Origin of the sequence: Thermohalobaculum sediminis (genome assembly GCF_023487995.1) — a bacterium.
GTDB classification, from domain to species: Bacteria; Pseudomonadota; Alphaproteobacteria; order Rhodobacterales; family Rhodobacteraceae; genus Thermohalobaculum; species Thermohalobaculum sediminis.
The window spans coordinates 37,213-64,180 of sequence record NZ_JAMFKN010000012.1; the positions used below are offsets into that span (position 1 = coordinate 37,213).

At 70.5% G+C, this 26,968-nt stretch carries 20 protein-coding genes; 9 read left to right on the forward strand and 11 right to left on the reverse strand.

Translation table 11 applies throughout. The features are described from left to right. Positions 1 to 86: 86 nt before the first annotated feature. Positions 87 to 1,712, reverse strand: a complete 1,626-nt coding sequence (locus tag M1105_RS18775) for a GMC family oxidoreductase (RefSeq protein ID WP_249581915.1) — start codon at positions 1,710 to 1,712, stop codon at positions 87 to 89. A gap of 253 nt (positions 1,713 to 1,965) precedes the next feature. On the opposite strand from M1105_RS18775, the gene M1105_RS18780 reads away from it, so the two are divergent. Further along, on the forward strand, positions 1,966 to 5,139 hold the full coding sequence (locus M1105_RS18780; protein WP_249581916.1) for an ATP-binding protein: 3,174 nt from the start codon (positions 1,966 to 1,968) through the stop codon (positions 5,137 to 5,139). Positions 5,140 to 5,172: 33 nt separating this feature from the next. Here the strand turns inward: M1105_RS18780 and M1105_RS18785 are convergent, their stop codons facing one another. The 3 genes from M1105_RS18785 to M1105_RS18795 all read right to left on the reverse strand — a co-directional run bounded on the left by M1105_RS18785 (position 5,173) and on the right by M1105_RS18795 (position 8,716). Continuing rightward, the gene (locus tag M1105_RS18785) at positions 5,173 to 6,147 is read right to left on the reverse strand and encodes a hypothetical protein (RefSeq protein ID WP_249581917.1); all 975 of its coding nucleotides are present in this window, start codon (positions 6,145 to 6,147) and stop codon (positions 5,173 to 5,175) included. A gap of 147 nt (positions 6,148 to 6,294) precedes the next feature. After that, positions 6,295 to 7,797: a lipopolysaccharide biosynthesis protein gene (locus M1105_RS18790; RefSeq protein WP_249581918.1), complete on the reverse strand. Its 1,503-nt coding sequence runs from the start codon at positions 7,795 to 7,797 to the stop codon at positions 6,295 to 6,297. A 22-nt stretch (positions 7,798 to 7,819) separates the two neighbouring features. Next, complete coding sequence (locus M1105_RS18795; RefSeq protein ID WP_249581919.1) at positions 7,820 to 8,716, reverse strand: glycosyltransferase family 2 protein; 897 nt, start codon at positions 8,714 to 8,716, stop codon at positions 7,820 to 7,822. Between the two features lie 338 nt (positions 8,717 to 9,054). Between M1105_RS18795 and M1105_RS18800 the strand changes: the two genes are divergently transcribed. After that, on the forward strand, positions 9,055 to 10,152 hold the full coding sequence (locus M1105_RS18800; RefSeq protein ID WP_249581920.1) for a glycosyltransferase: 1,098 nt from the start codon (positions 9,055 to 9,057) through the stop codon (positions 10,150 to 10,152). 74 nt (positions 10,153 to 10,226) lie between these two features. Here the strand turns inward: M1105_RS18800 and M1105_RS18805 are convergent, their stop codons facing one another. Both M1105_RS18805 and M1105_RS18810 read right to left on the reverse strand, forming a co-directional pair. Beyond that, complete coding sequence (locus M1105_RS18805) at positions 10,227 to 10,742, reverse strand: class I SAM-dependent methyltransferase (RefSeq protein WP_249581921.1); 516 nt, start codon at positions 10,740 to 10,742, stop codon at positions 10,227 to 10,229. Between the two features lie 202 nt (positions 10,743 to 10,944). Next, complete coding sequence (locus tag M1105_RS18810; protein WP_249581922.1) at positions 10,945 to 11,937, reverse strand: LacI family DNA-binding transcriptional regulator; 993 nt, start codon at positions 11,935 to 11,937, stop codon at positions 10,945 to 10,947. A gap of 167 nt (positions 11,938 to 12,104) precedes the next feature. Between M1105_RS18810 and ltnD the strand changes: the two genes are divergently transcribed. Genes ltnD through M1105_RS18830 form a run of 4 tightly spaced genes read left to right on the forward strand, consistent with a single transcriptional unit; the run spans position 12,105 to position 15,653 of the window. Then, positions 12,105 to 12,995 carry an L-threonate dehydrogenase gene (gene ltnD / locus M1105_RS18815; RefSeq protein ID WP_249581923.1) on the forward strand — a complete coding sequence of 297 codons (891 nt, stop codon included), beginning with the start codon at positions 12,105 to 12,107 and terminating at the stop codon, positions 12,993 to 12,995. Continuing rightward, positions 12,995 to 14,242 carry a 3-oxo-tetronate kinase gene (otnK, locus tag M1105_RS18820; protein ID WP_249581924.1) on the forward strand — a complete coding sequence of 416 codons (1,248 nt, stop codon included), beginning with the start codon at positions 12,995 to 12,997 and terminating at the stop codon, positions 14,240 to 14,242. Before ltnD ends, otnK begins: the two co-directional genes overlap by 1 nt. After that, positions 14,239 to 14,892, forward strand: coding sequence for a 3-oxo-tetronate 4-phosphate decarboxylase (otnC, locus tag M1105_RS18825; protein ID WP_249581925.1), 654 nt, complete (start codon positions 14,239 to 14,241; stop codon positions 14,890 to 14,892). The genes otnK and otnC overlap by 4 nt, the downstream gene beginning before the upstream one ends. Then, positions 14,889 to 15,653 carry a hydroxypyruvate isomerase family protein gene (locus tag M1105_RS18830; RefSeq protein WP_264759729.1) on the forward strand — a complete coding sequence of 255 codons (765 nt, stop codon included), beginning with the start codon at positions 14,889 to 14,891 and terminating at the stop codon, positions 15,651 to 15,653. The genes otnC and M1105_RS18830 overlap by 4 nt, the downstream gene beginning before the upstream one ends. Before the next feature lie 49 nt (positions 15,654 to 15,702). Here the strand turns inward: M1105_RS18830 and M1105_RS18835 are convergent, their stop codons facing one another. The 5 genes from M1105_RS18835 to hydA all read right to left on the reverse strand — a co-directional run bounded on the left by M1105_RS18835 (position 15,703) and on the right by hydA (position 21,490). After that, entirely contained in the window at positions 15,703 to 17,085 is a 1,383-nt protein-coding gene (locus M1105_RS18835; protein WP_249581926.1) for an MBL fold metallo-hydrolase RNA specificity domain-containing protein, read from the reverse strand. Between the two features lie 35 nt (positions 17,086 to 17,120). Next, positions 17,121 to 18,083, reverse strand: a complete 963-nt coding sequence (locus tag M1105_RS18840) for an LOG family protein (RefSeq protein ID WP_249581927.1) — start codon at positions 18,081 to 18,083, stop codon at positions 17,121 to 17,123. A gap of 179 nt (positions 18,084 to 18,262) precedes the next feature. Further along, positions 18,263 to 19,189 carry a dihydrodipicolinate synthase family protein gene (locus M1105_RS18845; RefSeq protein WP_249581928.1) on the reverse strand — a complete coding sequence of 309 codons (927 nt, stop codon included), beginning with the start codon at positions 19,187 to 19,189 and terminating at the stop codon, positions 18,263 to 18,265. Beyond that, positions 19,186 to 19,878, reverse strand: a complete 693-nt coding sequence (locus M1105_RS18850) for an aspartate/glutamate racemase family protein (protein ID WP_249581929.1) — start codon at positions 19,876 to 19,878, stop codon at positions 19,186 to 19,188. The genes M1105_RS18845 and M1105_RS18850 overlap by 4 nt, the downstream gene beginning before the upstream one ends. Before the next feature lie 148 nt (positions 19,879 to 20,026). Next, entirely contained in the window at positions 20,027 to 21,490 is a 1,464-nt protein-coding gene (gene hydA / locus M1105_RS18855) for a dihydropyrimidinase (protein ID WP_249581930.1), read from the reverse strand. Positions 21,491 to 22,035: 545 nt separating this feature from the next. On the opposite strand from hydA, the gene M1105_RS18860 reads away from it, so the two are divergent. The 3 genes from M1105_RS18860 (at position 22,036) to M1105_RS18870 (ending at position 26,857) form a co-directional block, all read left to right on the forward strand. Then, positions 22,036 to 23,118 carry a TRAP transporter substrate-binding protein gene (locus tag M1105_RS18860; RefSeq protein WP_249581931.1) on the forward strand — a complete coding sequence of 361 codons (1,083 nt, stop codon included), beginning with the start codon at positions 22,036 to 22,038 and terminating at the stop codon, positions 23,116 to 23,118. A gap of 89 nt (positions 23,119 to 23,207) precedes the next feature. Beyond that, positions 23,208 to 24,182 (forward strand): TRAP transporter small permease subunit, encoded by a 975-nt coding sequence (locus tag M1105_RS18865; RefSeq protein WP_249581932.1) that lies wholly within the window; start codon positions 23,208 to 23,210, stop codon positions 24,180 to 24,182. Between the two features lie 23 nt (positions 24,183 to 24,205). After that, positions 24,206 to 26,857, forward strand: coding sequence for a TRAP transporter large permease (locus tag M1105_RS18870; RefSeq protein WP_249581933.1), 2,652 nt, complete (start codon positions 24,206 to 24,208; stop codon positions 26,855 to 26,857). Positions 26,858 to 26,968 lie beyond the last annotated feature (111 nt).

Consider the following 26,968-nt stretch of genomic DNA (forward strand, 5'->3'; position numbering starts at 1 on the left):
GGGCCAAGGTTAGGCATGCGGGGCGGCGCTTGGCAAGCATCCTGCCGCGCCGGCGCCGGGCCGCGCCCCGCGCGCGGGGCGGGGCCTCAGCGGGCGGCGTCGCGCAGGATCAGCTCGGCTCCCTTCCAACCCATCATCATCGCGGGCGCGTTGGTGTTGCCGCCAATCAGGCTGGGGAAGGCCGAGGCGTCGCAGACCCTGAGCCCCTCGACGCCATGCACGCGAAGGTCGGGCCCGACCACGCTCGACGCGGGGTCCGGCCCCATCCGGCAGGTGCAGGAGGGGTGATAGACGGTGCCGCTGCGGGCGCGGATGTCGGCGATCAGGTCCTCGTCCGAAGCGATCTGCGGGCCGGGGCGGAGCTCTTCGGCGATCAGCGGGGCCAGCGGCTCGGCCGCCGCGATCCGGCGCAGGAACTTGACCGCCGCAAGCATCTCGTCGATGTCGTGGCGGGTGCCGTAGGCGTTGGCCTCGATGCGGGGATGCGCGAAGGGGTCGGGGCTTGCAAGGGTGATGCGCCCGCGGCTGGTCGGCCGGCAGTTCGACAGTCCCAGCGACATGCCCGGGAAGGGGTCGGGCGTCAGGATCGGCCGCTCGCCCTCGCGCGGGATCAGCGTCGAGAAGGCCTGCATGTAGAGCTGCATGTTCGGCCGCGCGAGATCGGGCGAGGTGCGGAAGAAGCCGCCGCCGTGGTTGATCGAGATCGACAGGGGGCCGCGGCCGGTCAGAAGGTAGCGCAGCCCCGCCGCCAGCTTGCCCCACCACGGCCGCAGCAGGTCGTTGTAGGTGGGGACCCGCATCCGGTAGGTGTAGTTGAGCCCTTGGTGATCCGCGAGGTGCGCGCCGACATTGGCGTTGTCCGCCACCACGGGGATGCCCATCCCGCCCAGCGCCGCGCCCGGCCCCACGCCCGAGAGCATAAGCAGCTGCGGCGAGTTGATCGCGCCGCCCGCAAGGATCACCTCGGCCCGCGCCCGCACGCGGCGCAGAGCGCCGCGATGGCGGTACTCGACCCCCACCGCCCGGCGCCCTTGCCACAGCACGCGCGTGGCCTGCGCATGGGTCAGCACCCGCAGGTTCGCCCGCTTCATCGCCGGGCGCAGGAAGGCGCGCGCGGCCGAGTTGCGCCGGCCGCCCTTCACCGTGAGCTGGTAGGTGCCCACCCCCTCCTGCCGGGCGCCGTTGAAATCGGGGTTGCGCGGCAGGCCCGCGGCCTCGGTCGCGCGGATGAAGACCTCGCACAGAGGGTGCAGGTCGCGCCGGTTGGCCGAGACGAACAGTGGCCCGCCCTGCCCGCGCCATTCGTCGGCGCCGGCCTCGTTGTGCTCGATGGCGCGGAAGGCCGGCAGCACCTCGTCCCAGCCCCAGCCCGGATTCCCGGCGGCCTTCCAGTCCTCGTAGTCCGAAGCGTGGCCGCGGATGTAGACCATGGCGTTGATCGCGCTAGACCCCCCAAGGATCTTGCCGCGCGGCCAGTGATCGCGCTGACCGGCAAGGCCGGGGTCCGGCTCGGCGCGGTAGAGCCAGTTGACGGCGGGGTCGTAGAACAGCTTGCCGTAGCCCAGCGGCATCTGCACGAAGAAGCGCAGGTCGCTGCCGCCGGCCTCGAGCACCAGCACGCTGTGGTGCCCGCCGGCGGACAGCCGCTCGGCCAGCACGCAGCCGGCCGAGCCGGCACCGACAATCACGTAATCGAAGCTCGCGTCTTCCAAGGTCGCACCCAGGGCCTTCGGCCGGGCCCCTGCCCGCGCCCCGCGCGGGCCCCGGGCGGACCGGCCACATCCGGCGCAGAGTGGCCCGGAGCGCCCCGCCGCGACGCTTCAGATTGCGACGCCCCCGTGTCGGTTTTCCCGCGAGGCGGGCGATGGGCGCCGCGCGGCGCGGGCGCGATGCTGCTCTGGCGGCGCGGGAATTTCGTGTTAGGGTTGACCGCGTTGGGATAGGGAGATTTCAGGGGCTGGGGACGTGGCGGGGTCGATCGGTGCATGGCTGGCCGCTCTCGGACTCGACGAGTACGCCGAACGTTTCGAGCGGCAGCGCATCACGCCCGACATCCTGCCGGACCTGAGCGAGGCCGACCTCGAAAAGCTCGACATCCCGCTCGGCGACCGAAAGCGGCTGATGCGCGCGATCGCGGCGCTCGGCCCCGCCGACGCCGAGCCGGAGGCACCGCCCGCCGAGGACACGCCGCCGGGTTTCTCGGACGTCACCGCGGCGGGACAGCTTCGCCACCTGACGGTCGCGTTCATCGACCTCGTCGGCTCGACCGCGTTGTCGGCCGAGCTCGACCTCGAGGACTACAAGAACCTGATCCGCAGCTATCACGACGTCTGCGCTCAGATCGTCGCGAGCCATGGCGGCTATGTCGCGCATTTCGCGGGTGATGGAGTGCTGGCCTATTTCGGCTATCCCACCGCACAGGAGGACGACCCCGAGCGCGCGGCGCTCGCGGCGCTCGCGGTGCTGCGCGAGGTGCCGCAGATCCCGCACGAACGCGCGGGGCCCCTGGCCGCGCGCATCGGCATCGCGACCGGCGAGGTGCTGATCGGCGGCCTCGTGTACGAGGGGCTCGAGTCCATCCGCGCGGCGGTGGGCGAGACCCCCAACCTCGCCGCCCGCCTGCAGGCCCTAGCCGAGCCGGGCAGCGTGATTGTCAGCGCCGACACGCACCGGCTGCTGGGCAACGCCTTCGTCTGCGAGGACGCGGGAACCCATGCGCTCAAGGGCTTCCGCGAGCCGGTGCAGACTTACCGGCTGCGCGAGGTGCGCACGGCCGCCGCGCGCTTCGAGTCACAACAGCGGGGCAAGCAGACCCTGTTCGTCAACCGCGACGAGGAACTGGGCCTGATGCGCCGGCGCTGGGCGCGCGCGCTCGAGGGGCGCGGCAACGTCGTTCTGCTGTCGGGCGAGGCCGGCATCGGCAAGTCGCGCCTCGCGCGCGAGCTGGCGGGGCGGGCGGCGGCCGAGCCTCACCTGCGGCTGATGTACCAGTGTTCGGCGCTCTACACCGGCACCCCGCTCTACCCCGTCGCGGCGCATCTGGAATACGCCGCGCGCTTCCGCGGCAGCGACAGCGGCGAGGAGAAGCTTCACAAGCTCGAAACGCTGCTTGCCGAGCCCGACGGATCGGTCCCCGACCTGCCGATCTTCGCGCGGCTGCTGTCGCTGCCGCATGACGAGACGGCGCCGCCGCTTGCGGGGCTGAACGCCGCGCAGATCCGCGAGGCGACGATCCGGGCGCTGGTCGACCGCCTGTTCCGGCTGGCCGGGCGGCGCCCGGTGCTGGTGGTGTTCGAGGATCTGCACTGGATCGACCCGACGACGCAGGAGCTGCTCGACCTGCTGGTCGAGCGCATCGAGGGCCATCGCGTGCTGATGATCTGCACCTTCCGGCGCGACTTCGTCTCGCGCTGGAGCGGCCTGCCCAATGTCACGCAGATCGAGATCAACCGGCTGGGGCCGCGCGAATCCGCCGCCATCGTCGCAAGCCTGATGCAGGGGCGAGGCGCGGCCAAGGCTCCGCTCGAGGCGATCGTCGAGAAGACCGATGGCGTGCCGCTGTTCATCGAGGAGCTGACCAAGGCCGCCCTCGACGCCGTGGGTGTGGACCGTGAGGGCGGACCCGGCATCGGCAAGGGCCATGTCGACCCGCTCGCCCTGCCCTCGACCCTGCGCGACTCGCTGATGGCGCGGATCGACCGGCTGCCGCTCGCGGACAAGGTGATGCCGGTGGGCGCCGCGATCGGGCGAACCTTCAGCCACCGCGCGATCTCGAGCGTCACCGGCCTGCCCGAGAACGTGCTGGCCGAGGCACTGAAGCAACTCGTCGATGCCGAGCTGCTGACGCGGCGCGGGCAGCCGCCCGATGCGCACTACACCTTCAAGCACGCGCTGGTGCAGGACATCGCCTATGAGAGCATGCTCAAGAGCCGCAGGCGCGCGCTGCATGGCCGCATCGCGCAGGTGCTGGAGGACCATTTCCCCGAGCTGGTCGACCGCAGGCCCGAGATGGTCGCGCAGCACTGCGCGCGCGCCGGCGAGCCGCTGCGGGCGATCGCGCTGTGGGAGCGCGCGGCCCATCGCGCCATCGCGCGATCGGCCAATTCCGAGGCGATCGCGCACCTGACGGCCGCGCTGCGCGAGAACGCGGCCGATGCCGACCCGGCGCGGCGCGTCGCGACCGAGATCCGGCTGCGCGAGGCCCTGTGCGTGCCGCTCGAGGCCCGGGCCTGGGGGTCCGAGGACATCACCGACAACCTCGACCGGCTGCACGACCTCGTGGCCGAGCACGGCGACGAGACGCGGCTTTTCACCATCCTGCACGGGCTCTGCGGCGAGCACCTGATCGCCGGGCGGGCCGAGATGGCGCACGACTTCGCCCGCAAGATGCTTACCCTGACAGCGCGGATCGCCGCGCCCGCCTTCGCGGTGCTGAGCCATCACGCGCTGGGCATGAGCTGCTTCATGCTTGGCAGCTTCGACGGCGCGCTCGAGCATTTCGAAAAGGCCGTCCAGCTTCGGCGCGGCGTCGAGATGGAGGCGCTGCGCCGCTACTACGTCGCCGACCCCGAGGTGGTGGACCGCGCGATGCAGGCCTGGACGCTGGCGCTGACCAGCGACGGCACCGCCGGCGCGGTGGAAAGGGCACGGGCGGCGATAGAGCGGGCGCATGCGCTCTCCGAGGTCTCGGGGCATGATTTCAGCGCGGCCTACGGCTTCTCGATCCTCGCTTCGGCGCAACAGTCGCTGGGCGACCCGCACGCGGCGCTGGAACTGGCCACGCGGGCGCGCCAGCTCAGCCGCCGCGACGGGTTCATCTACTGGGAGGCCTGGTCCGAGATCGTCTTCGGCTGGGCGATGGCGATGACCGGCGACAGTGCGCTGGGGATCGAGCGGCTGAAGGCGGGGCTCGAAAAGTACCGCGCCACGGGATCGCGCCAGATCCTGGGCTACGGCCAGGCGCTGCTGGCCGATGCCTGTCACAGGACGGGCCGGCTAACTGAGGGTCTCGCCGCCCTCGAGGCGATCGAGGAAGGCCGGATCGGCACCAGCATCCGCTTCTACGACCGCCCGATCGAGGCCATCCGCAACGCGCTGCTCGCCGCCACCCAGCAGGGCGGCACCGAGCTCGAGCTCTGAGCCGGGCGCGAGCCGCGTGCCCGGCCCATCGCCTCAGCGCGTGTTCACGATCGGCGGGTTCTTGCACCGGCCGAGGCAGTAGTAGGGGGGCTCTGATCCCGCCGGAAGCTGACCATCTTGCAATGCCCCATCCTGGTCATATGGAAGACTCGGGTCTTTGGCGAACATCATGTCGAAGCAAGCCTCCGAGTCCGCGGCAAAGATTTCTTTGACGTATTTTGGCGCATTGGTTGCGTTGCTTGCAGTGTACTTCCGCCCCGGCGCATAGACGGGCCCTGTGTTCGGGTTGACGTTATCATCAATCCAATAATCCGTGACACGGACGTGCGCGCCGACCGCCCAGAGCTTGAAGTCCAGATCGCTTTCGATCATGTCCTCACTAACATTGAACGCAAGTTTTGCAAACTCGGGGAAAAGATTGCCCTTTGGGCCGGTCTTCGGCTCCACCTCCATCTGATCGAACGGGATCTCGACTCGGAACATCTCGGCACTGATCTTGGATTTTGGGTTCTTTCCCTTGGTTCGCGTCGAGGTTGTCACCATCTGAACCCAGATGTGCATTGGCTCGCCGGACTTGTAGAGAAACCCTGGCTCACCATTTTGCGCTGACTGGATCTGGCCCTTGACGGTGACGACCTCCGGCGGGCCGGCAAAGTTGCCGTCCTTGTCGAGCGCCGCATCGGCAGCATCCAGCAGCGCGCGTGCCTGCACGCCTCCAAGACCCCGCATCTTGGCCGTTGGAGCATTCTGAAGCACCTTGATTCGGCGGCCGAGATTGTTATTCGGCGGCGCATCGAGAGCATCAAGCACTTCCGCGAGACTCTGTTCCGTTGAGACCGCCTCCTTAGCCTGCATGCCGCTGATCTTCAGCTTCATGTCGATGGATCCGAAGGGATCTGAGCCCGTCAACGCCATCAGCGTCGGCCCGTCTTGTGTCCGTGGCTCACAGGCCCCCATCGCCAGCACGAGCCCCAGCACGCAGACGCGGCGTGATATTCTGGAAAGCATCTTCCCCCTCCTCGATGCGAAATGACATACGTCAGCAAGTTCCCCCACCCGGGGGAGTATGCCAGCAAGGCGGGAGTGAAACAATTGGACACACGCAGGGCGTGAGCGACGGAACATCAGCGGCCCCCGCGTCCTCGGACTTTCGGGTCAGGCGCTCTCCCCGGCCCGGCCGCGGAACCGCGCGATGGCGCGCCGCGCGCCGGGCGAGACCGCGAGCGCGCCGGCGCAGCCGGCGATTGCGGTCCCGGCAACCCATGCAGCGCCCGCGCCAAGCCCGATGCCCGGCGGCAGAAGCACCGCACCCGCCACGATCGCAGGCGCGGCCCCCAGCGCCGGACGCAGCATCGCCCGCAGCATCCAGCGCCCGGCGGGAATGCCGAGCAGCCGATGCGTCACCCGCGTGAAGAACACGAAGCTGACCCCTTGCACGACGAGCAGCGACAGCGCCGGCGCGAGGATGCCCATCCGCTCGATCACCAGCAGCATCATCGCCAAATAGGCCAGCCCTCCCGCCGCCGTGAACCTGAGCGCCGTGACCGAGTCGCCGGCGGCAAGCTGAACCCCGTGCGGCAGGTGCATCAGGTTGTTCAGCACCGTCGCCGCGACCAGCATGGACAGGACCCAGGGCAGCGCAGTGCTGCCAGCCGCCTCACCGAGGACCGTGGCCACGATCTCGGGCGAGAAGGCGATCATCGACGCAGCGACCGGAATGATCGCGCAGCCCAGAAGCTGCGTCGCGACCAGATAGTCGGCGCGCAGCGCCTCGCGCCGGCCCGCCGCGGTCAGCCCGACGAAATGCGGCAGAAACGCCGCCGCGAAAGGGCCCGTCAGCCGGCCCAACCCCGCCGCCACGGTCGAGACCAGCGCATAGGGCCCGTAATCCGGCAGCGGCAGCAGCGCGCTCAAGAGGATCCGGTCGCCATGCGCAAGCGCCGCCCCGATCATCGTCGCGCCCGCATCGCCGCCCGCGAAGCGCCATGTCCGCCGCAGGACGCTCCAGTCGGGCCGCGGCGCCCCGGCGCCGGGCATCAGCCGCCATGCGGTCGCGACCGCCACGACCGCCTCGGCCGAATGCACCGCGATCTGGGCCGCGAGGAAGCTGGGCAGCGACCCGGCATCGAGATGCAGGGCCAGGACGCCCGCCACGCCGCCCGCCAGCACGAAGCTCATCAGCAGGGCGTTCGACAGTACCTGCCGCTGCATGCCGTTGAGACAGGCATAGGCGAAGTTGCGCACCATCATCAGCGGGATCAGGACGGCGATCAGCCCGAGCGCCGAAGCGAGCCCCCCGGCCGGGAGACTGCCGGCGTCGAGCCAATGCGCCGCGATCGCCGGCGCCGCGCCCGCCAGCGCCGCGCCCAGCCCCAGCCCGACGGCAGCGCTGCACAGTTGCAGCGTCAGGATTGACCGGCGCAGACCCGGCGCCTCCGCGCCCATGGCGAGTGCCCCGGCGATCAGCCGCCCGGCAGTCCGGCCTGCCCCGAAGTCGAGTGCCGGCAGGATCAGCGTGACGGTGAGCAGAAGCGAGATGACGCCGAACACCTCGGCCGGCGCCATCCGCAGGTAGAGGGCGTTGAAGCCGAGTACCGCGGCCATCACGACCAGCCCGCCGACGAGGTTCGCCCCCGTGTTGCCCAGCGCCTTCAGCACCGTGCCATCCCCCGCGGCATCCTCACGGCCGCAGCCTTCCGCGCAGCATCGAGAGCACAAGGAACAGGCTCTGGTGCAGGTTGACGACGATCAGCGACGGCAGCACGCAGACCCGGTGCCGCGGGCCGAGCCGCGCGAGCAACTCGGCCGACATGCGCGCGACCGGCAGCAGGCGGTGCAGCCAGGACCGCTCCTGCGCGAACAGGTGCCGGTGATACTTTCCCGGCGCCGCCCCCTCGCGGCGCAGCACGATCGAGGCGGACCGCAGATGCCCGCCCATCGCCAGCGTCAGGGCCGAGACGACCCAGTCGAAGCCGTGGAACGCCCGCCCGGGGATGTAGGCCGCGCGCATCACCCCGGTGCGGTAGAGCCCGTAGAAGCGGGTATTGTCCGAGGGCCGCAACAGGAATCGCGCGAGACGCAGGCAAGCTGGCCCAGTGATGGCGCCCGAGCCCCGCGCCTCGCGCGTTCGCCCGCCGGCGAACTCGATGAGCGCGCGCGGCGCGCAGGCGGCCGCCCCCGGCGCGGCCTCGATCATGGCGAGCATCTCGGCCACGGCGTGCGGCGCCACCCGGTCGTCGGCGGCGGCGAACATGAAATACGGCCCCCGCGCGGCCCGCAGCACGGCCTCGAAGTTCGCGACCGGCCCGAGGTTGCGCGGCTGGCGCAGCACCCGCACACGCAGGTCGCGCCGCGCCACCGCCTCGCAGATCGCCAACGTCGCGTCGGTCGAGGCGTTGTCCGAGATGACGAGTTCGATGTCGGCGAAGGACTGGCCGAGGATCGCCGCAATCGCCACCCCGATCGTCGCCTCGCCGTTGAAGACGGGAAGGCCGATCGAGACAGTGGGCGTGTCGGAACGCACGGGCGCCGCCTGCCCGACCGCGTCGGGCGTCATGTAGCCGGGTTCGTGTGGCACTCGGGTCCCGCCGGTCCTGGTTTCCGCTTCCTCGGGTCTGCCCTGTTCCTCGACGGATTTCCAGCCGCTTTCCATCGCAAAGTCGGGCGGGATTTCGCGCGTCCGGCGACGGGCCGCGGCCTGCGCCTCGCGCAAGAGGGTTGCGCGGTCGCGAGCCGGGATTGGATAGTTCAAGCCCTGATCGTCGCCTGCGCGACCTGGATCCGACGTCGTGCCGGAGTGCCCATGCGGCACCCAGTACCGGGTCCCGCGCGCCAACCGAGCCGGGGAACCCGATGCGACCAGACGCGTGCACCGATCCCTCCCCGCCCCCGGCGGCTCACCCATCCGACAAACCAATGAAGGTCGTCGTCGTCGGCCCGGTTAGTCCCTATCGCAGCGGCATCGCCCGGCATACCACGGCGCTCGCCTCGGCACTGGCCGCCCGAACGGGAGTCGAGCTCTCCGTCGTGTCGTTCGCGCGCCAGTATCCGGCGCTGCTCTACCCCGGAAGCGACGAGCGGGACCCGCAGGGGCAAGCTCCGGCGGGGATCGACGTTGCATTCCAGCTCGATGCGCTCAACCCGTTCAACTGGCACCGGGTCGCGCGAGATATCATCCTAAAGAGGCCCGACCTCGTCATCCTGCCGGCCTGGACCTGCTTCGTCGCGCCCGCCCTTGGCAGCGTAGCGCGCCTTCTGCGCCGTGCCGGCGTTCCCGTCGCGATGATCGTCCACAACGCCGAGGACCATGAAAAGGCGGCATGGAAGACGGCCCTAACGCGCTTTCAGCTTGCTCAGGCCAGCCGCTTCGTGACGCACAACGCATCGATCCTCGCGGACCTCTCGCGGCTGGCGCCGGGCACTCCGGCGAGAACGTTTCCGCATCCGTTGTACGACACGTATCCGAAGCCGAAAGGGACACTGCCGCGCGAGCGCGGCCTCGAGCTTCTGTTCTTCGGCATCGTCCGTCCCTACAAGGGGCTGGACATCGCCCTCAGGGCGCTCAAGCTCGCAGGGCTTCGGGACGTGAGGCTGGCCGTCGTCGGCGAGTTCTGGAACGGACGCGCCGACACGGACCGGCTTATTGCCGACCTCGACCTCGCCGACCACGTGGAGCTGGTGCCGCGCTACGTCCCGGACGAGGAGGCCGCCGAGTACTTCGCACGCTGTGATGCCGTCGTCGCGCCCTACCGGACTGCAACGGGGTCCGGCGTCGTCGCCCTTGCGCAATGGTACGAGCGGCCAGTCATCGCGAGCGACGTTCCCGGCCTTGCCGCCTCGGTCGACGATGGCGTGACCGGGTGGCTGTTCACTGCCGGAAGTGCCGAAGCCCTGGCCGAGACGATCGCGCGGCGCGCCTCGCGCGATGCCGCGGCGGCGATGCATCCGGGGATCGCGGAACTTCGTGCGCGGTGCACATGGCACGGACTGGCGGACGCGCTGCTGGCGCCGTGACGCGGCATCGCGCGCACGGCCCTGCCCGCGCGCCGTTCCTCCGGGCGTCGGAACCCGCGGGCCGCGTGCGCGCGTCACGGTTTCTGAAGGATCGCCAGCTGATTGCAGCCGAACTGGAACGTCCGGTGCGACTTCAGCACAAGCCCTATCTCGTGCGCGAAGATCTCGAGCCGCCTGCGGTTGAAGATGGCGATGTGATCATCGCCCGCGGCCCTGCTGAACAGGCCCAGCGCAACGCCTACGGGATGCACGATGTCGTTGCCGAACGGGGTTGGTGTCGTCACGAGCACGACCCCTCCCGGCTTGAGGGCGCGGGCCAGCGATTGACCCACGGACTTGAGGTTGAAGATGTGCTCGATCACGGCCATCATGACGACGGTATCGAACTCGCTCTCGAAGCCCAGCGGTTCATCATCGATGTTGATGACGCGAAAGTCGCAGTCCCGGTGCTTCTGCCGCGCGGTCTGGATGGCGTCTGCATCGAGATCGACGCCGGCGTAGCGCGAGATCTGCGGCCTCAGCATGTCGTAGAGCTGCCCATGCTGGCAGCCGATATCGAGAACGCTTCCCCTGACATGCCTCGAGACCACAGCCTGTCTCGCGCGGGAAAGATAGGGCGACAATATCGACATCGAATGCTCTCGCCCGTCGCTGGAGGGAATTATGCGCGTCCCGTCGCAATTCCGAAGAACCTTACAAGGGCGCAGCGGGTTTGGGAACACGCAGGGGCCGGGAGCCCGACTGCAGATACCGCAACAGATCGAGCGCCCTGCACCCCGCCAAGTGTGCCGCTCAGCTTGTGCCGCCCGGCACGATCTCTCCGTCGAGGGTCACGCGGGGCGGCGCGGGCACGTCGTCCGCAGCGGCGATCCAGGCGGCGGCGGCGCGGCCGATCTCGAAGCGGGGCGAGCGGAAGGTGGTGAGCGGGATGGGCAGCGCCTCGCCCAGTTCGAGGCCGTTGAAGCCTGCGAGCGCGACGCCGCCGGGCACCTCGACGCCGTGCGCGAGGCAGTGCATCAGCCCGCCCGCCGCCATGTCATCGTTCGAGAAGAAGATCGCGTCGATCCGCTCGCCGCAGGCCAGCAGATCGGCCGTCAGCCGCCGGCCCAGCAGCATCGAGGAGCGCTCGGCCGGGGCAAGCTCGCGCACCACCCGCGCCCCCGCGTCGCGGACCGCCTCAATGAAGCCGTCGCGGCGCTTTCGGGCGCGCAGGTCGTGGTCGAGGAAGGCCCCGGCATAGCCGAAGCGGCGGTAGCCCCTTGCCAGCAGATGCCGCGCCATCTCGGCGCCCACGGCCCGGTGCGAGAGGCCGAAGCACGCGGCGACCGGCGTGCCGTCGGTGTCCATGATCTCGGCCACCCGCGCGCCGCAGCCGGCCAGAAGGCGGCGCGTGCCATCGCTGTGCTCGAGCCCGGTCACGATCATCCCCGCGGGGCGCCAGCTCAGCAGTTCGCGCACCACCCGTTCCTCGGTCTCGGCACAATACTCGGTCACGCCGAAGACGGGCGTCATGCCACCGGGCTCGAGCCCCTGCCCGATGCCGGCGAGGACCTCGGGAAAGACCGCGTTGAACAGCGTCGGCAGGACGACGGCGACGAGGGGGGTGCGCTCGCTCGCCAATGCGCCGGCGAGGCGGTTCGGCGTGTAGCCGACTGCCGCCGCCGCGGCCTCGACCTGCCGGCGCGTCTCGTCCGAGACGTAGCCCCGGCCGCTGATCGCGCGCGAGACCGTCATCTCGCTGACCCCGGCGAGGCGCGCGACATCGGCGAGTGTGGGACTGCTCACCCTCTCAAGCCCTTGCCCTTCCTGCAGGAACCGCAACCGGCACGGTTGGCGGAGTGACCGATATGTTAGCGTAAACATAAATCGATTGACAAGTGATAGCGCTAACACAATCATTCGACGCGCCGGGGCCGCCCGGCCGCGCCACCACGCATGGGAGGGATTGCCGCATGGAAGCTGTTCTGGTCGGTCTTGGCTCGATGGGCTTCGGCATGGCCTGCTCGCTCATCCGCGCGGGCATTCCGACGCTTGGCGTCGACATCAGCCCCGCGCGGGAGGCGGCGCTGCGCGAGCGCGGCGGCGCCGGCGGGCCGCGCGAGGCGGCCATCGCCGCGGCCGATGCGGTCGTGATCGTCGTGGTCAACGCCGCGCAGTCCGACGCGGTCCTGTTCGGCGAGGGCGGCATCGCCGCGGGGATGAAGCCGGGCGCCGTGGTGGTCAACTGCACGACCGTCCCGCCCGACCACGCGCGGGCGAGCGCGTCGCGGCTGGCGGCGCGCGGCATCCACTACCTCGACGCCCCGATCTCGGGTGGCGCGGCACGGGCGGCGGCGGGGCGGCTCGGCGTCATGGCCTCGGGCACGGAGGCCGCCTTCGCGGCAGCGCGGCCCGCGCTCGACGCGATGGCCGAGACGGTGTTCGAGCTGGGCGACGAGGCCGGCGCGGGCTCGGCGATGAAGGCGGTCAACCAGCTTCTGGCCGGCGTCCACATCGCGGCCGCAGCCGAGGCCATCACCTTCGGCATGAAGCTGGGCCTCGACCCGGCGCGAACGGTCGAGGTCATCTCGAAATGCGCGGGCACCTCGTGGATGTTCGAGAACCGCGGGCCGCACATCGCGCGCGGCGACTACACGCCCCATTCGGCGGTCGACATCTTCGTGAAGGACCTTGGCATCGTGTCGGACATTGCGCGCGCCGCGCGCTTCTCGGCGCCGGTCGCCTCGGCGGCGCTGCAACAGTTCCTCGCGGCCTCGGGGGCGGGCCATGGCGCCGAGGACGACGCCGCGGTCGCCAAGGTCTATGCCCGGAACGCGGGCCTCGAACTGCCGGGAGGGGGGTGATGCTGCTGGGCTGCATCGGCGACGATTTCACCGGCTCGTCGGATCTCGCCAACACGCTGGCCAAGGGTGGCATGCGCGCCGTGCAGTACTGCGGCGTCCCGTCGGGGCCGGCGGCGCCGGGCGTCGAGGCAGGCGTGGTCGCGCTGAAGTCGCGCACGATCCCGCCGGCCCAGGCGGTCGCGCAATCTCTGGCGGCGCTGGAATGGCTGCGCGCGCAAGGGTGCAGGCAGTTCTTCTTCAAGTACTGCTCGACCTTCGATTCGCGGCCCGAGGGGAACATCGGCCCGGTGGCCGACGCGCTGATCGCGGCACTGGGCACCGACTGCGCGATCGTCTGCCCGGCATTCCCCGCCGCCGGACGCTCGGTCTACCAGGGGCATCTGTTCGTCAATGACCGCCTGCTGAGCGAGTCGGGCATGGAGAGCCATCCGCTGACGCCGATGACCGACCCCGACATCCGGCGCTGGCTCGCGCCGCAGACGGTCCACCCCGTGGGCCATGTCGGGGCGGCCTCGGTGCTGGCGGGCGCGGATGCGATCAGCGCCGCGCTGGCGGGGCAGCGCGCCGCGGGCCGCGTGCTGGTCGTGGTCGATGCGATCCGGGACTCGGACCTGATGGCGATCGGCGAGGCCGCACGCGACCTTGCCCTGATCACCGGCGGCTCGGGTGTCGCGCTGGGCCTGCCTGCGAATTTCCGGCGCGAGGGGCTGATCGCGGGCGCCGGCATGGCCTGGCACGGCATCGGCGGCCCCTGCGCGATCCTGTCGGGCTCGTGCTCGGCCGCCACGCGCGCGCAGGTCGCCCGCCACGCGCGCCACCACCCGGCAATGGAGATCCGTGCCGAGCGGGTGATGGCGGGCGAGACGACGCCCGAGACGGTGGCCCGCTTCCTGCTGTCGCACCCGGACGGGCTGCCGCTCGCCTATTCCTCGGCCGATCCCGCGGCCGTGCGGGCGGCGCAGGAGAGCTTCGGGCGCGAGACGGTCGCGGCCGCGCTCGAGACGCTGCTTGCGCGCACGGCGTCGCTGGTCGTCGCGGCGGGCGTCACCCGCCTCGTCACCGCGGGGGGCGAGACCTCGGGCGCCGTGGTCGAGGGGCTGGGGCTCGACGCGCTGGAGATCGGGCCCGAGATCGACCCCGGCGTCCCCGCCCTCAGGGCCGGCGGGCTGGCGCTCGCGCTCAAGTCCGGCAATTTCGGCGCCGAGGACTTCTTCGAGAAGGCCGCCCGCATGCTGGAGGCCGCATGAGCGCCGAGGCGAGGCTGCGCGAGCAGATCTGCGCGCTTGGCGCCTCGCTGTTCGGGCGCGGGCTGATCTGCGGCGCCTCGGGCAACCTGTCGGCGCGGCTGCCGGATGGGGGGCTGCTGGTCACGCCCACGGGAGCGAGCCTCGGCCGTCTTGACCCGGCGCGGCTGAGCCGGCTGGACCGGCATGGGCGCCTGCTCGATGGCGATGCGCCGACCAAGGAGATGGCGCTGCACGCGGCCTTCTACGAGACGCGCGGCGACAAGGCGGGGGCGGTGGCGCATCTGCATTCGACCCACGCGGTCGCCTGGTCGATGCTGCCGGGCACGGACCCCGACTGGCTGCTGCCGCCGCTCACGGCCTATTCGGTCATGCGGCTGGGCCGCGTCCGGCTGCTGCCCTATTTCCGTCCCGGCGACCCGGCGATGGGCGAGGCGGTGCGCAGCCTCGCCGGACGGCGCTCGGCGGTGGTGCTGGCCAATCACGGGCCGGTGGTCGCGGGCGCGGACCTCGAGGCGGCGGTGAACGCGATCGAGGAGCTCGAGGAGACCGCGCGCCTTGCCCTCCTGACCCGCTCGACCGGTGCGGTCGGGCTGAACGAGGCCCAGATCCGCGACCTCGTCGCGACCTTTGGACTGGAGTGGGACGCATGATCCGGCTGTCCGCCAATCTCGGCTTTCTCTGGACCGACCTGCGGCTGCCGGACGCGATCCGCGCTGCGGCGGCGGCGGGCTTCGACGCGGTCGAGTTGCACTGGCCCTATGACGTGCCCGCGGCCGAGGTGCGGGGCGCGCTGGACGAGACGGGGCTGCCGGTGCTGTCGCTGAACACGCCGCGCGGCGATCCCGCGCGCGGCGAGAACGGGCTTGGCGCCCTGCCCGGCCGCGAGGCCGAGGCGCGGGCGGCGAGCGGGCAGGCCTTCGACTATGGCGCCGCGATCGGCGCGCGCCACGTCCATGTCATGGCGGGCGTGGCCGCGGGTCCCGCCGCGCATGACGCCTATCTCGACACCCTCGCCCATGCCGCCGAGCGTGCCCGGCGCGAACGGATGGGCGTTCTAATCGAGCCGCTCAACCCGCGCGACGCGCCCGGCTACTTCCTCGCCGGCGCGGACCAGGCGGCCGGGATCATCGCGGCCCTGGGCCGGCCCGAGGTGCGGCTGATGTTCGACTGCTATCACCTGCAGATCCTCCACGGCGATCTCACGCGCCTTTTCCAGCGCCTCGCGCCGGTGACCGGGCATGTGCAGTTCGCGGGCGTCCCGGACCGCGGCGCGCCCGACGAGGGCGAGATCGCCTATGATCGCCTGCTGCCGGCGATCGCGGCGCTTGGCCATGACGGCTTCTTCGGCGCCGAATACCGCCCGCGCGGCGCGACGGGCGACGGCCTCGGCTGGATGCGCGTCTTCCGCTGAGGCGCGCGCGGAGCCCCTCCGTGGCGCCGCGCGCGCTACGCGCGGGGGGTCAGATCTCGAAGGCCTCGTGCATCGCGGGCATGACCACCGCGCCGGTGCCCAGCCCCTCGGCCAGCGCGGTCATCGAGGACGGCTCGCCATGCACGAGGAAGGTTGTCCCCGGCCCGCCCAGGCGGGCGTGCCAGGCGCGCAGCTCGCTCGCGTCGGCATGCGCCGAGAAGCCGTTGATGGTGTGGATCCGGGCCCGCACCGGCACCTCGTCGCCGAAGATCCTCACCTTCTGCGCCCCGTCGATGATGCGCCGCGCCAGCGTGCCCTCGGCGGCGAAGCCCACGAAGACGACGCTGCAATCGGCATGCGGCAGGTTGTGCCGCAGGTGATGACGGATGCGGCCCCCGGTGCACATGCCCGACCCGGCCAGGATCAGCGCGCCCGATCGGATCTGGTTGAGGGCCGCAGACTCGCCCGCCTCGGAAACGAGGTGCAAGCCCGGCAGCTCGAACGGGTCGTGCCCGGCGGCAAAGATCTGCGCGATCTCGTGGCGGTAGGCATCGGGGTGGCGGCGGAAGATCTCGGTGGCCGAGATCGCCATCGGCGAGTCGAGGAACACCTGCAAGGTCTTGGGCACCTTCCCATGGCGCTTGCCCTCGCCGAGATGGAACAGGATCTCCTGCGCGCGCTCCATCGCGAAGGACGGGATCACGACGTTGCCGCCGCGCTCGAGCGTGGCGCGGATCGCGCCGTAGAGCTCGGCCACCGACGCCGCGCGCGAGCGGTGGTCGCGGTCGCCATAGGTCGTCTCCATCACCACGGCATCGACGGGCCCCGGCGGCTCGGGCGACAGGAACAGCGGGCTTTCGCGCCCGCCCAGATCGCCCGAGAACAGCACCCGGCGCGTCTGCCCCCGCTCGGTCAGCTCCAGCAGGATCGAGGCCGAGCCGAGGATGTGGCCCGCGTCGAAGAAGGTCGCGGCGATCCCCTCGCGCAGCTGGATGCGGGTGCCATAGCGCGCGGTCCGGCCGAAGCGGTCGAAGGCGTTCAGCACGTCGAGCGTGTCGTAGAGCGGACCGTCGGCGGTGGGAGCCGCCCGCCCGCGCTTGCGCCAGCGCTTCGCCTCCTCCTCCTGCAGCTTTCCGGCATCGAGCAGCACCAGCCGCGCCAGCTCGCGCGTCGGCGCCGTCGCGATCACCTCGCCGTCGAAGCCGCGCCGCACAAGCAGCGGCAAGCGTCCGCAGTGATCGAGATGCGCGTGGGTCAGCAGCAGGAAATCGACCGTCGGGGGCTCGAAGCCGAAGGGCGCGGCGTTGTCCTCGTCGAGCTCGTGCCCCCCCTGGAAGATGCCGCAGTCGATCAGGATCCGCGTGCCCGCGCAGGTCACCAGGTGGCATGACCCCGTGACCTGCCGCGCGGCGCCGTGAAACGCGATCTCCATCGCCCCCGCCTCCTTCGCTGGCCGCCGCGCCCCGTTCAGGGAAACAGCGGCGCGCCGCGCGCCTCGTGCCACGCGGCGATCCGGGCCTGGATTTCCTCGGCGGTCTCGACCACCGAAAAGAGTTCGAGATCCTCGCCCGCGATCATCCCCTCGGCCACCAGGAAGTCGAAGTCGACCGCCCGCGACCAGAAGGCGCGACCGACGAGAACGACCGGCAGGGGCGCGATCTTGCGCGTCTGGATCAGCGTCAGCGTCTCGAACACCTCGTCGAAGGTGCCGAAGCCGCCGGGGAACGCCACCAGCGCGCAGGCGCGGTACAGGAAGTGCAGCTTTCGCATCCCGAAATAGTGGAACTGGAAGCACAGGTCCGGCGTGATGTAGGGGTTGGGATACTGCTCGTAGGGCAGGCTGATGTTGAGCCCGACCGACTGCATCCCGACCTGGAAGGCGCCCCGGTTCGCGGCCTCCATCAGCCCTGGCCCTCCGCCCGTCATCATCGCGATGCGCTCGCCATGGGGGCGCCCGTCGAGGCGGCCGACAAGCGCCGCGAACTCGCGCGCGACGTCGTAGTAGCGGCTGTTGTCGGCGATCCGCTCGGCCAGCGCCACGGCACGGCGCGCGGCCGGGTCGTCGGGCGCGAGATCGAGCGCCTCGCGTGCCGCGTCGAGCCGGCGCCGCGCCGCGCGCGGCTCGGGGATGCGCGCGCTGCCGAACACCACGATGGTGTGCGCGATGCCATGCGCGGCGAGACCCTGCTCGGCCTTGAGATAGTCGAGTTGCAGGCGCGCACCGCGGGTGTCGTCGGCCTGCAGGAAGTCGACATCGTGATCGGCCAGCCGGTAGCTGGGCCGTGCCATGGTCGCCATCACGCGCTCGAGCGCCTCGCAGTCGTCGCAGGGGTCCTTGGGGCTCTGCCACGGAAAGGGCTCGGCGGGTGCCTCCATCGGCATTCCGGCGGGGTCGTCGGCGATCGGCATCCCGGATGAGGGGTTCGGCATCTCGCGCTCCATACTCTGCACAGCCTGCCCAGCATAGCACCGGGCCCGCCTCGCGGCAGCGCCGCCCGATGCGGCAGATGGACCGACTGCGCCCAAGGGCGGCGCCCCTGACCCCGCCAACGCCAAAAACCCCGGATCGCCCCGCTGTCACAGGGGCGCCCCGCCGCCGGGACGGACCGTCACCCGAGTTCGGCAAGCCGCCTCTCTTGCCGCGCGATCAGCGTCTCGACCTCGGCGATGTCGGCGGCGCTCAGCCGCGCGCCGGGGCGACGCAGCACCGGCTCGGCGATCACGCCGCGCCGCGCGAGCACATATTTGCGGATCGCGAGCCCGATGCCGGGCTGCTGTTCGAGCCGGGCGAGCGGCAGGTAGGCGTCGAACAGGTCGCGCCCGCGTTCGGGCGTGCCGGCGAAATGGTTGCGGCACACCTCGACCATCATCTCGGGATAGGCGAAGCCGGTCATCGCCCCGTCGGCGCCGCGCCCCATCTCCTCGGGCAGGAACAGCCCGCCATTTCCGCACAGGATCGAGATCCGCCTCGACCCCGCGTCGGATGCCGCGCGGAGCGCCGAGATCTTGGACAGGCCGGGCCAGTCCTCATGCTTGAGCATGACGCAGGTGGGCAGGTCCTCGACGATCTTCAGGATGACGGACGGCGCGATCTGCACCTTGGTCACCAGCGGATAGTCCTGCAGCACGAAAGGCGTGTCGCCCAGCTCCTCGGCCACGCCGCGGTAATAGGCGACGATCTGCTCGTCGGTCGAAAGCGAGGCGGGCGGCGCCACCATGACCCCCGCGGCCCCATCGCCCATCACCGCCTGGGACAGCGCGCGCATCTGCGCGAAGCCCGGCGCCGAGACGCCCACCACAACCGGGACGCGCCCGGCCACGCGGCCCAGCACGCGGCGCACGACCTCGCCCGACTCGGCGGCCGTGAGCTTCGGCGCCTCGCCCATCATGCCCAGCACCGTGAGCCCGTCGGCGCCGGCGCCGAGGTAGAAATCGACCATCCGGTCGATGCTGTCGAAATCGACGGCCCCGTCGGCCTTGAAGGGCGTCACGGCGATCACGAAGACACCGCGCGCGGATTCGTCCAGTCTGGTCATTCCCTCTCCCCTTCGACGCGCGGCCGGCGACGCCAGCCCAGTGCGATCTGTCCCAAGGCCATGGCGACGGCGGCCTGCGTGGGCTCGACCACCGGCAGGCTGGTCTCCTGCTCCAGCCGGTCGCGGTAGGCCGCCATCCCGGCGCAGCCCATGATCAGCACATCCGCCAGATGCGCGTCGCGCAGCCGCCGGCCCGTCTCGATCATCCGGCCGAGGGTGCGATCCGCATCGGCCAGCTCGGCCACGCCAAGGCCCAGCGGCAGATCCCCCGCCAGGCGGTCGAGCACACCCATGGCGCCGAAATACCGGATATGCCGCGGCACCGAGGGCGGCAGGATCGAGATCACGCCGAACCTCTGGCCCAGGCTCATCGCCGTCAGCACCGCGCACTCCGCGATCCCCAGCACCGGCTTCGCGGTCGCGTCGCGCAGGGCGTGCAGGCCCGGATCGCCGAAGCAGGCGATCACGAAGCCGGACGCCTCGGGCTCGAGCGCGAGGCAATGCCGCAGCAAGGGCTCGATCACCCGATCCGCCTGGAGCTGGCTCTCGATGCCCGGCGGCCCCTCGGCGAGCGTGCGGCAGATGATCTCGGGCCCGTCCGGCCGGCGAAGGCGCGAAATCCCCGCGTCGATCGCAGCGGTGACGGTGCGCGAGCTGTTGGGGTTGACGACGAACAGCCTGCCGCTCATGCGCCCTCCGTCCTCCGGCCGGCGCGCGGGCGGGACGCCACCGCACTTCGAGCCCGGTCCTGCATTCGGTCACTCCCGCCGCCCAAGCGGCCGTCGCCGCCTGCTCCGCCGGGTCTGCCAGCGACCGCGCCGCAGGGCAAGCGCCGCGTCACCGCCATGCGGGGGTTCCGCCCATTGCCGCAAGCTCGGCGCCCTGGCGGCCGGTGGGGCGCATCGTCTCCCCCACCGCACGGCGCAGCAGGCGGCCCCCGCCGGGCTCGCCGGTCAACCGCCCGCCCTCGACGATCGCGCGGCCCCGCAGCAGCACCATCTGCGGCCAGCCGGTGATCTCGCGCCCGGCGAAGGGCGTGTAGCCCGCATTGTCCTGCCCGTCGGCGTCGCTCAGGGTGACGCGCCGGTCCTGGTCCCAGATCACGAGGTCCGCGTCCGAACCCACCGAGATCGTGCCCTTTCCCGCGAGGCCGTAAAGCCGCGCTGGCGCCGTCGATGTCAGCTCGACGAAGCGCTGCGCCCCCAGCCGGCCCTTAGAGACCATCGCGTCGAACATCAGCGCCTGTCGAAGCCCGATTCCCGGCAGCCCGTTGGCGATGCGGTCGAACGAGGGAGCGGGGCCGGCCCGTAGCTTGCCCGACTGGTCGAAGCGATAGGGCGAATGGTCGGACGAGACGTAGCCGAGATCGCCGGTGGCAAGCCCCTGCCACAGCGCGTCCTGATCCAGGACCTCGCGCTGCGGCGGGCTGCACATGAACTTCGCGCCCTCGATGCCGGGCCGGTCGAGCACCTCGGCCGTCATGAACAGGTAATGCGGGCATGTCTCGGCATGCACCCTGAGGCCGGCGGCGCGCGCGCGGGCGACCACGCCGACCCCCTCGGCGGTCGAGACGTGGAACAGCACGATGGGCTGGTCGACGAAGGCGGCGAGCCGGATCATGCGCTCCATGGCCTCGACCTCGGCCACGCGGGGATGGCTCAGCGCGTGGGCGGCGGGCGCGGTCAGGCCCGCCGCGAGCAGGCGCCTCGTCATCCAGCGGATCAGGCCGTCGTTCTCGGCATGGATGCAGACCAGCGCGCCATGCTCGCGCGCGCAGGCCATCAGGTCGAGGATCTGCTCGTCGCCCAGCCGCACCTTGTCGTAGGTGGTGAAGATCTTGATCGAGCGATGCCCCTCGGCGATCAGCGCCGGCAGGTCCCGCGTGAGCGCCGCCTCGTCGGGATCCGAGACGATCATGTGGAAGGCGTGGTCCACGATCGCGCCGCGCGCGGCCCGCGCGGTATAGTCGTCCACAACGTCGCGCAGCCGCATCCCGGGATGCTGGGACGCGAACGAGATCACGCTGGTGGTGCCGCCAAGGGCGGCGGCCCGCGTCGCGGTCTCGAAGGTGTCGGCGTTCATCACGCCAGTGCCCGAGATCTGCTCGATGTGGCAATGGGCGTCGACGCCCCCCGGCGTGACGATGCGGCCGGCTGCGTCGATCTCGCGCCGGGCAGGGCCCAGCCCCTCGCCGATCGCGGCGACCCGCTCGCCGCGGATCGCGATGTCAGCCCGCATGGTCTCGCCCGCCGTCACCACGATGCCGCCGCGGATCACGAGGTCGTGGTCGTTCGCGCTCATTCTCCGGGCTCCGTCGCGGGTTGCGGTCCGGGCGGACTGTAGCCACCCGGCGGGGCGGATGTCATGCGCGACGTTGCGCGCCCGAGATCGTCTCGGGCGGACGGCGCCGGGGACTGGCAGCACCCGAGTCGCCCGCCGCGAAGGCCGCAATCGATTCGGACACGCAGCGCGCCCGGAGCCGCCGCTCGCCCCCGGCCGGCCGTTCACGCAGAGCTGATCGGCGTTGCGGGCGCCCGCGAGACGGCCCGTCGCGCCGACTGCCGTGCTGGCGACGCCCGAAAGCCGCCAATGCCCCGGAATGGCACAGAGACGGACGCGCGAGGCCGTCCGGCAGGCGGAAATGTCTGCCTGAAAGCGGCACCACGGCGCTTGCGCACTGCAGGCTATGCCGATAGCAATGGTGCCACTGATGTTTCTGCAATGGTGCCACCGAGGCTCCGATGTACGGTTGACATCGGCAAATCACATCGGAGAAAGCATCCGCCGCAGAACCAATTCGGATGCACAAAACCAACCGAGACCAACAGACCGGAGGGATATCACAAATGGAACGCCGCCTCTTCCTCAAGGGCGCCGCGCTGACGGGTGCAGCCAGCACGCTCGCCGCCCCCGCGATCGCGCAGTCGAAGATCGACATGGTGATCGTATCGACATGGCCGCGCGACTTCCCCGGGCTTGGCACCAGTGCGCAGCGTCTTGCCGCCCGCATCACCGAGCTGACCGAGGGCCGCATCACCACCCAGTACTTCGCCGCCGGCGAGCGCGTGGGCGCCTTCGACTCGTTCGACGAGGTCGCGTCGGGCAACGCGCAGGCCTACATCGGCGCCGACTACTACTGGAAGGGCAAGCATCCGGGCTGGGCGCCCTTCACGGCCATCCCGTTCGGCCTGACCTACACCGAGCAGGACGCCTGGATCAAATATGCCGGCGGCCAGGAGCTGTGGGACGAGCTGGGCGCCGAGTTCGGCGTGAAGTGCTACGCCTGCGGCAACACCGGCGTGCAGATGGGCGGCTGGTTCAACAAGGAGATCAACTCGCCCGACGATCTCAAGGGCCTCAAGATGCGCATCCCCGGCCAGGGCGGTGACGTGATCGCGAAGCTCGGCGGCTCGCCGGTCTCGCTGCCGGGCGGCCAGATCTACGAGAACCTCGTCTCGGGCGCGATCGACGCCACCGAGTGGGTCGGTCCCTGGAACGACTACTTCCTCAAGTTCTACGAAGCCGCCAAGTACTACTACTGGCCGGGCATGCACGAGCCGGGCTCGCAGCTCTCGCTCGGCATGAACGCCTCGTGGTGGGGCTCGCTCTCGAAGAACGACCAGGCCATCATCCACGCGGCGTGCAACGAGGAAAACGCGCGCCAGATGGCCGAGACCAACGCCAACAACGGCACCTACCTCACAAAGCTGATCAAGGAAAACGGCGTCGAACTCCGCGAGTTCAACGACGACGTCTACGAGGCGTTCGGCGAGGCGGCGGGCGAGGTGTTCGAGGAGGTGCGCGACCACTCGGATCTGGCCAAGCGCATCATGGACAGCGTCGCAGCGGCGCGCACGGACATCGGTGCATGGACCGCGATCTCGGACGCGGCCTATGTCGTGAAGCGCAACCGCGTGCTCGGGCTCTGAGCGGCGCGCTGACGGCCTGACTTCGGGTCGGTCGGGACGAGGCTGCGGCCTCGTCCCTTTTCGCAATCTGCTTGACGGGGATGACGGCCATGACGACGAGCGGCGGGTCGGGGACGTTCTTGGTACGGGCCTTTGGCTGGGGGATGCTCGCCTTCCTCGTGGCGTTCATGACAAACGCGATCCTCACAATCTGGATGGATTTCCCCGGCGCGGGCAGCGTCCTCGCGGCGGGCGGTCCGACCACCCAGGGAATAATTCAAGCCGCCATCTACCTGGGCCTGCCGCTGATCGGCATCCTGCACGTGCTGCGCTCGGCCGGCACGCCGCTCAGGGCCGACGCGACGCGTGTCAGCAACTTCAACGCCTTCCTGGTGCGCGCCGCCTTCTGGGTCGTGCTGCTGGTCGGTGCAGGGGACGCGGTGATCTCGTTCCTGCGCGTCGAGGGCATGCTCGAGGGGCTGGTGGGGGCGCAGCTCGCGGGCGATCTGGGGCGCTCGCAGTTCCGGGGGATGAACGTGCATGTGCCGCTGGTGGTCCTGGGCATCGTGATCGGGGCGGTGACGCGGGGTCTCAGCGTGGTCTGGCTGGCCTTCCTCGTGGTGCTGGCGGAGCTGCTGATCGTCATCCTGCGCTTCATCTTCTCGTACGAGCAGGCCTTCATGGCCGATCTCGTGCGCTTCTGGTACGGCGCGCTGTTCCTGTTCGCCTCGGCCTACACCCTGCTCGAGGACGCCCATGTGCGCGTGGACTTGCTCTATGCGGGCTTCTCGCGCCGGGCCAAGGGGCTGGTGAACGGCTGGGGATCGATTCTCCTCGGCATGACGCTGTGCTGGACGATCCTGGTGATCGGCTTCGGCAGCAAGGCCAGCATCATCGCGAGCCCGATCCTCGTCTTCGAGGTCACGCAGGCCGGGTTCGGCATGTATGTGAAGTACTTCATGGCAGGCTTTCTCGGGGTCTTCGCCATCACCATGCTGCTCCAGTTCGTGGCGCAACTTTTCGATGCCTTCGCGGATCGCCGCGGCGAGCCCGGCGCGCACGAAGCCCATTCCGAGATGATGTGAGCCGGCATTGAGGCAGAACTGACATGGAACTCGTCTTCCTTCTCATCCTGATCCTGCTGATGGTGATCGCGCTCGGCTCGGGCTATCCCGTGGCCTTCGCGCTGCCCGGCTCGGCAATCCTGACCATCGGCCTCGCGGCCGCGGCCGGCCACCTCTTCGCCGGCAACCCGGATGCCTATTTCCACAGCGGCGGCCCATCGGCGTGGCTCAGCGCCGGCGTCACCAACCTGCGCGGCGTCTACTGGGAGCCCGAACGCGACACGCTGATCGCGATTCCGCTGTTCATCTTCATGGGCATCATGCTGCAGCGCTCGAAGATCGCCGAGGACCTGCTGGTCACCATGGCGCAGCTGTTTGGCCCGATCCCCGGCGGCCTCGGCATTGCGGTGGTGTTCGTGGGCGCGCTGCTGGCCGCGACCACCGGCATCGTCGGCGCCACGGTGGTGGCGATGGGCCTGATCTCGCTGCCGGCGATGATGCGGCACAACTACTCGCAGCCGCTCGCGACCGGCGCAATCGCGGCCTCGGGCACGCTGGGGCAGATCATCCCGCCCTCGATCGTGCTCATCATCCTCGCCGACCAGCTGGCCAGCGCGGTCGACCAGGCCGACACGGCGCGCAAGGTGCTCTACCGTCAGAGCACCGGCGAGGTCGCCATGCCCTCGGAATACGGCGTCGTCTCGACCAGCGCGGGCGACATGTTCCTCGGCGCCCTCGTGCCGGGCCTGATGCTGGTCGGGCTCTACATCCTGTTCATCCTGACGGTGGCACTTCTGCGGCCCCGCCTCGCCCCCGCGGTGCCCTACGAGGGCAAGTACGACATTCGCTTTGCCGGGCAGGTCGTGCTGACCCTGCTGCCGCCGCTTACGCTGATCTTCCTCGTGCTGGGGTCGATCATCGGCGGTATCGCCACGGTGAACCAGGCGGGCGCGATCGGGGCGGCGGGCGCCATGATCATGGCCGGCTACCGGCTGCACAACGGCGGGCGGATGACTTATGTCCCGGCGCTGCTGGCCATCGCGGGGCTCGTGCTCACGGCCTTCGTGCTCGCCAATTACAGCGTCAACATCAAGAGCATCGTGACCGATGCCGACCGAATGGGGCTGACGCTGGCGATCGTCGCGGTTGCCATCCTCTCGGTTGCCCTGGTCTGGAGCGGGATGCGCGCCTACCGCAACGAGAACACGCTGGTCGAGGTGATGTCCGACACCGCCAAGACCACGTCGCTGGTGTTCATCATCCTGCTCGGCGCCGCGATGCTGACGGCGGCGTTCCGCGCCTTCGGCGGCGAGGAACTGGTCAAAGACTTCCTGAACGGCCTGCCGGGCGGCTTCTGGATGAAGTTCGTCATCGTCATGGCGGTGATCTTCGTCCTGGGCTTCTTCCTCGACTTCATCGAGATCGCGGTCGTCGTGGTGCCGATCGTCTCGCCGATCCTGCTGGCGGACCCCGAGGCGAACGTGACCGCCGTCTGGCTGGGCGTTATGATCGGGCTCAACATCCAGACCTCGTTCCTGACGCCGCCCTTCGGCTTCGCGCTGTTCTACCTGCGCGGCGTCGCGCCGGCGGCGATCCGGACGATCCAGATGTACAAGGGCGTGGTCGCGTTCATCTCGCTGCAGCTTCTGGCCCTCGGCATCGTGGGGCTCTATCCGCCGCTGGTGAACTATCTGCCGACGCGCGCCTCGCTGACCGCCGAGACGGCACCGCCGCCGCTGAACCCCAAGCTCCAGTACTGCATGGAGAACTTCGTCCACGACCGCTTCCAGCGCGACGGCGATGCGATCCGCGCGGCGATCGAGGAGTTTTCGAAGGTTGATCTGTCCTACCTGCCGAAAGGCCTCGCCGGCGACCTGAAGGACGGGCTCGAGAGCGCCTCGGAGAGCTTCGACCTGATGGCCGAGATCAAGGCGGTCGAGCAGCGGCTCGACGCCGCCGCGGTCGAGTACCGGCCGCTGCACCGCACGGTCCGCGCGATCGAGCGGGACGCCGGGAACCTCGAGGAGCGCATCGACATCCTCAGGACCCGCGTCGAGCGGGCCCGCGAGGAGAGCCCCGCGATCGAGCGGGCGAAGGAGCGCATCGCCGAGCTCGAAGCCCGGCGCGACGAGATCCTGTCGGGCATCCCAGCCGCGTGGGACGCCGCGCACGACACCTTCAACGAGATCACCAAGGCCGAGCGCAACGCGCGCAACGCGTATCGCCGGGCGGTGGACAGCGCCTACAAGCCGATCATCGATATCCGCGACGTCCTCGCGGGCACCGATGCCCTCAGGGAGCTGGAAGCGCCGCTGAACCAGCTCGTGGCCGATCTGCCCACGCTCGAGGGCGAGGCCGGCGAGGATCGGCTCAAGGCCGAGGAGGCGCGCGTCGGGGCCGTGCCCGGCGCGGGCGAGATCCGCTCGCTGCTGGCCAAGGCCCGCCGCGAGATCCGTGGACGCGCGCCCGACCCCGCGAAGGCAGCGGAGTTCGTGCAGGAGGCGCTGGCCGAGTATCAGGCCGAGGTGGCCTGGCGCACCCGCGCCGTCGCCGAGCTCGCGCCCGCACTCGCCCGCTACGACGCGGCGATCCGGGACACGATCGGCCTGCGCAACCAGCCCCGCCTGCCGCGCGAACAGGCGCTCTACGTCGCGGCCTGCAGCGCGGTGCATCGCGACATCTCGCTCAACTTCTGAGCCGACGGCGCGGCCCCTTCCCGGGGCCGCGCCTCGCCGCTTCGGTCTGCGTGTCGCAACCGAGCGCGACCGACCAGCGCCCGAAACGCGCGAGACGACGACCCTGCCGAC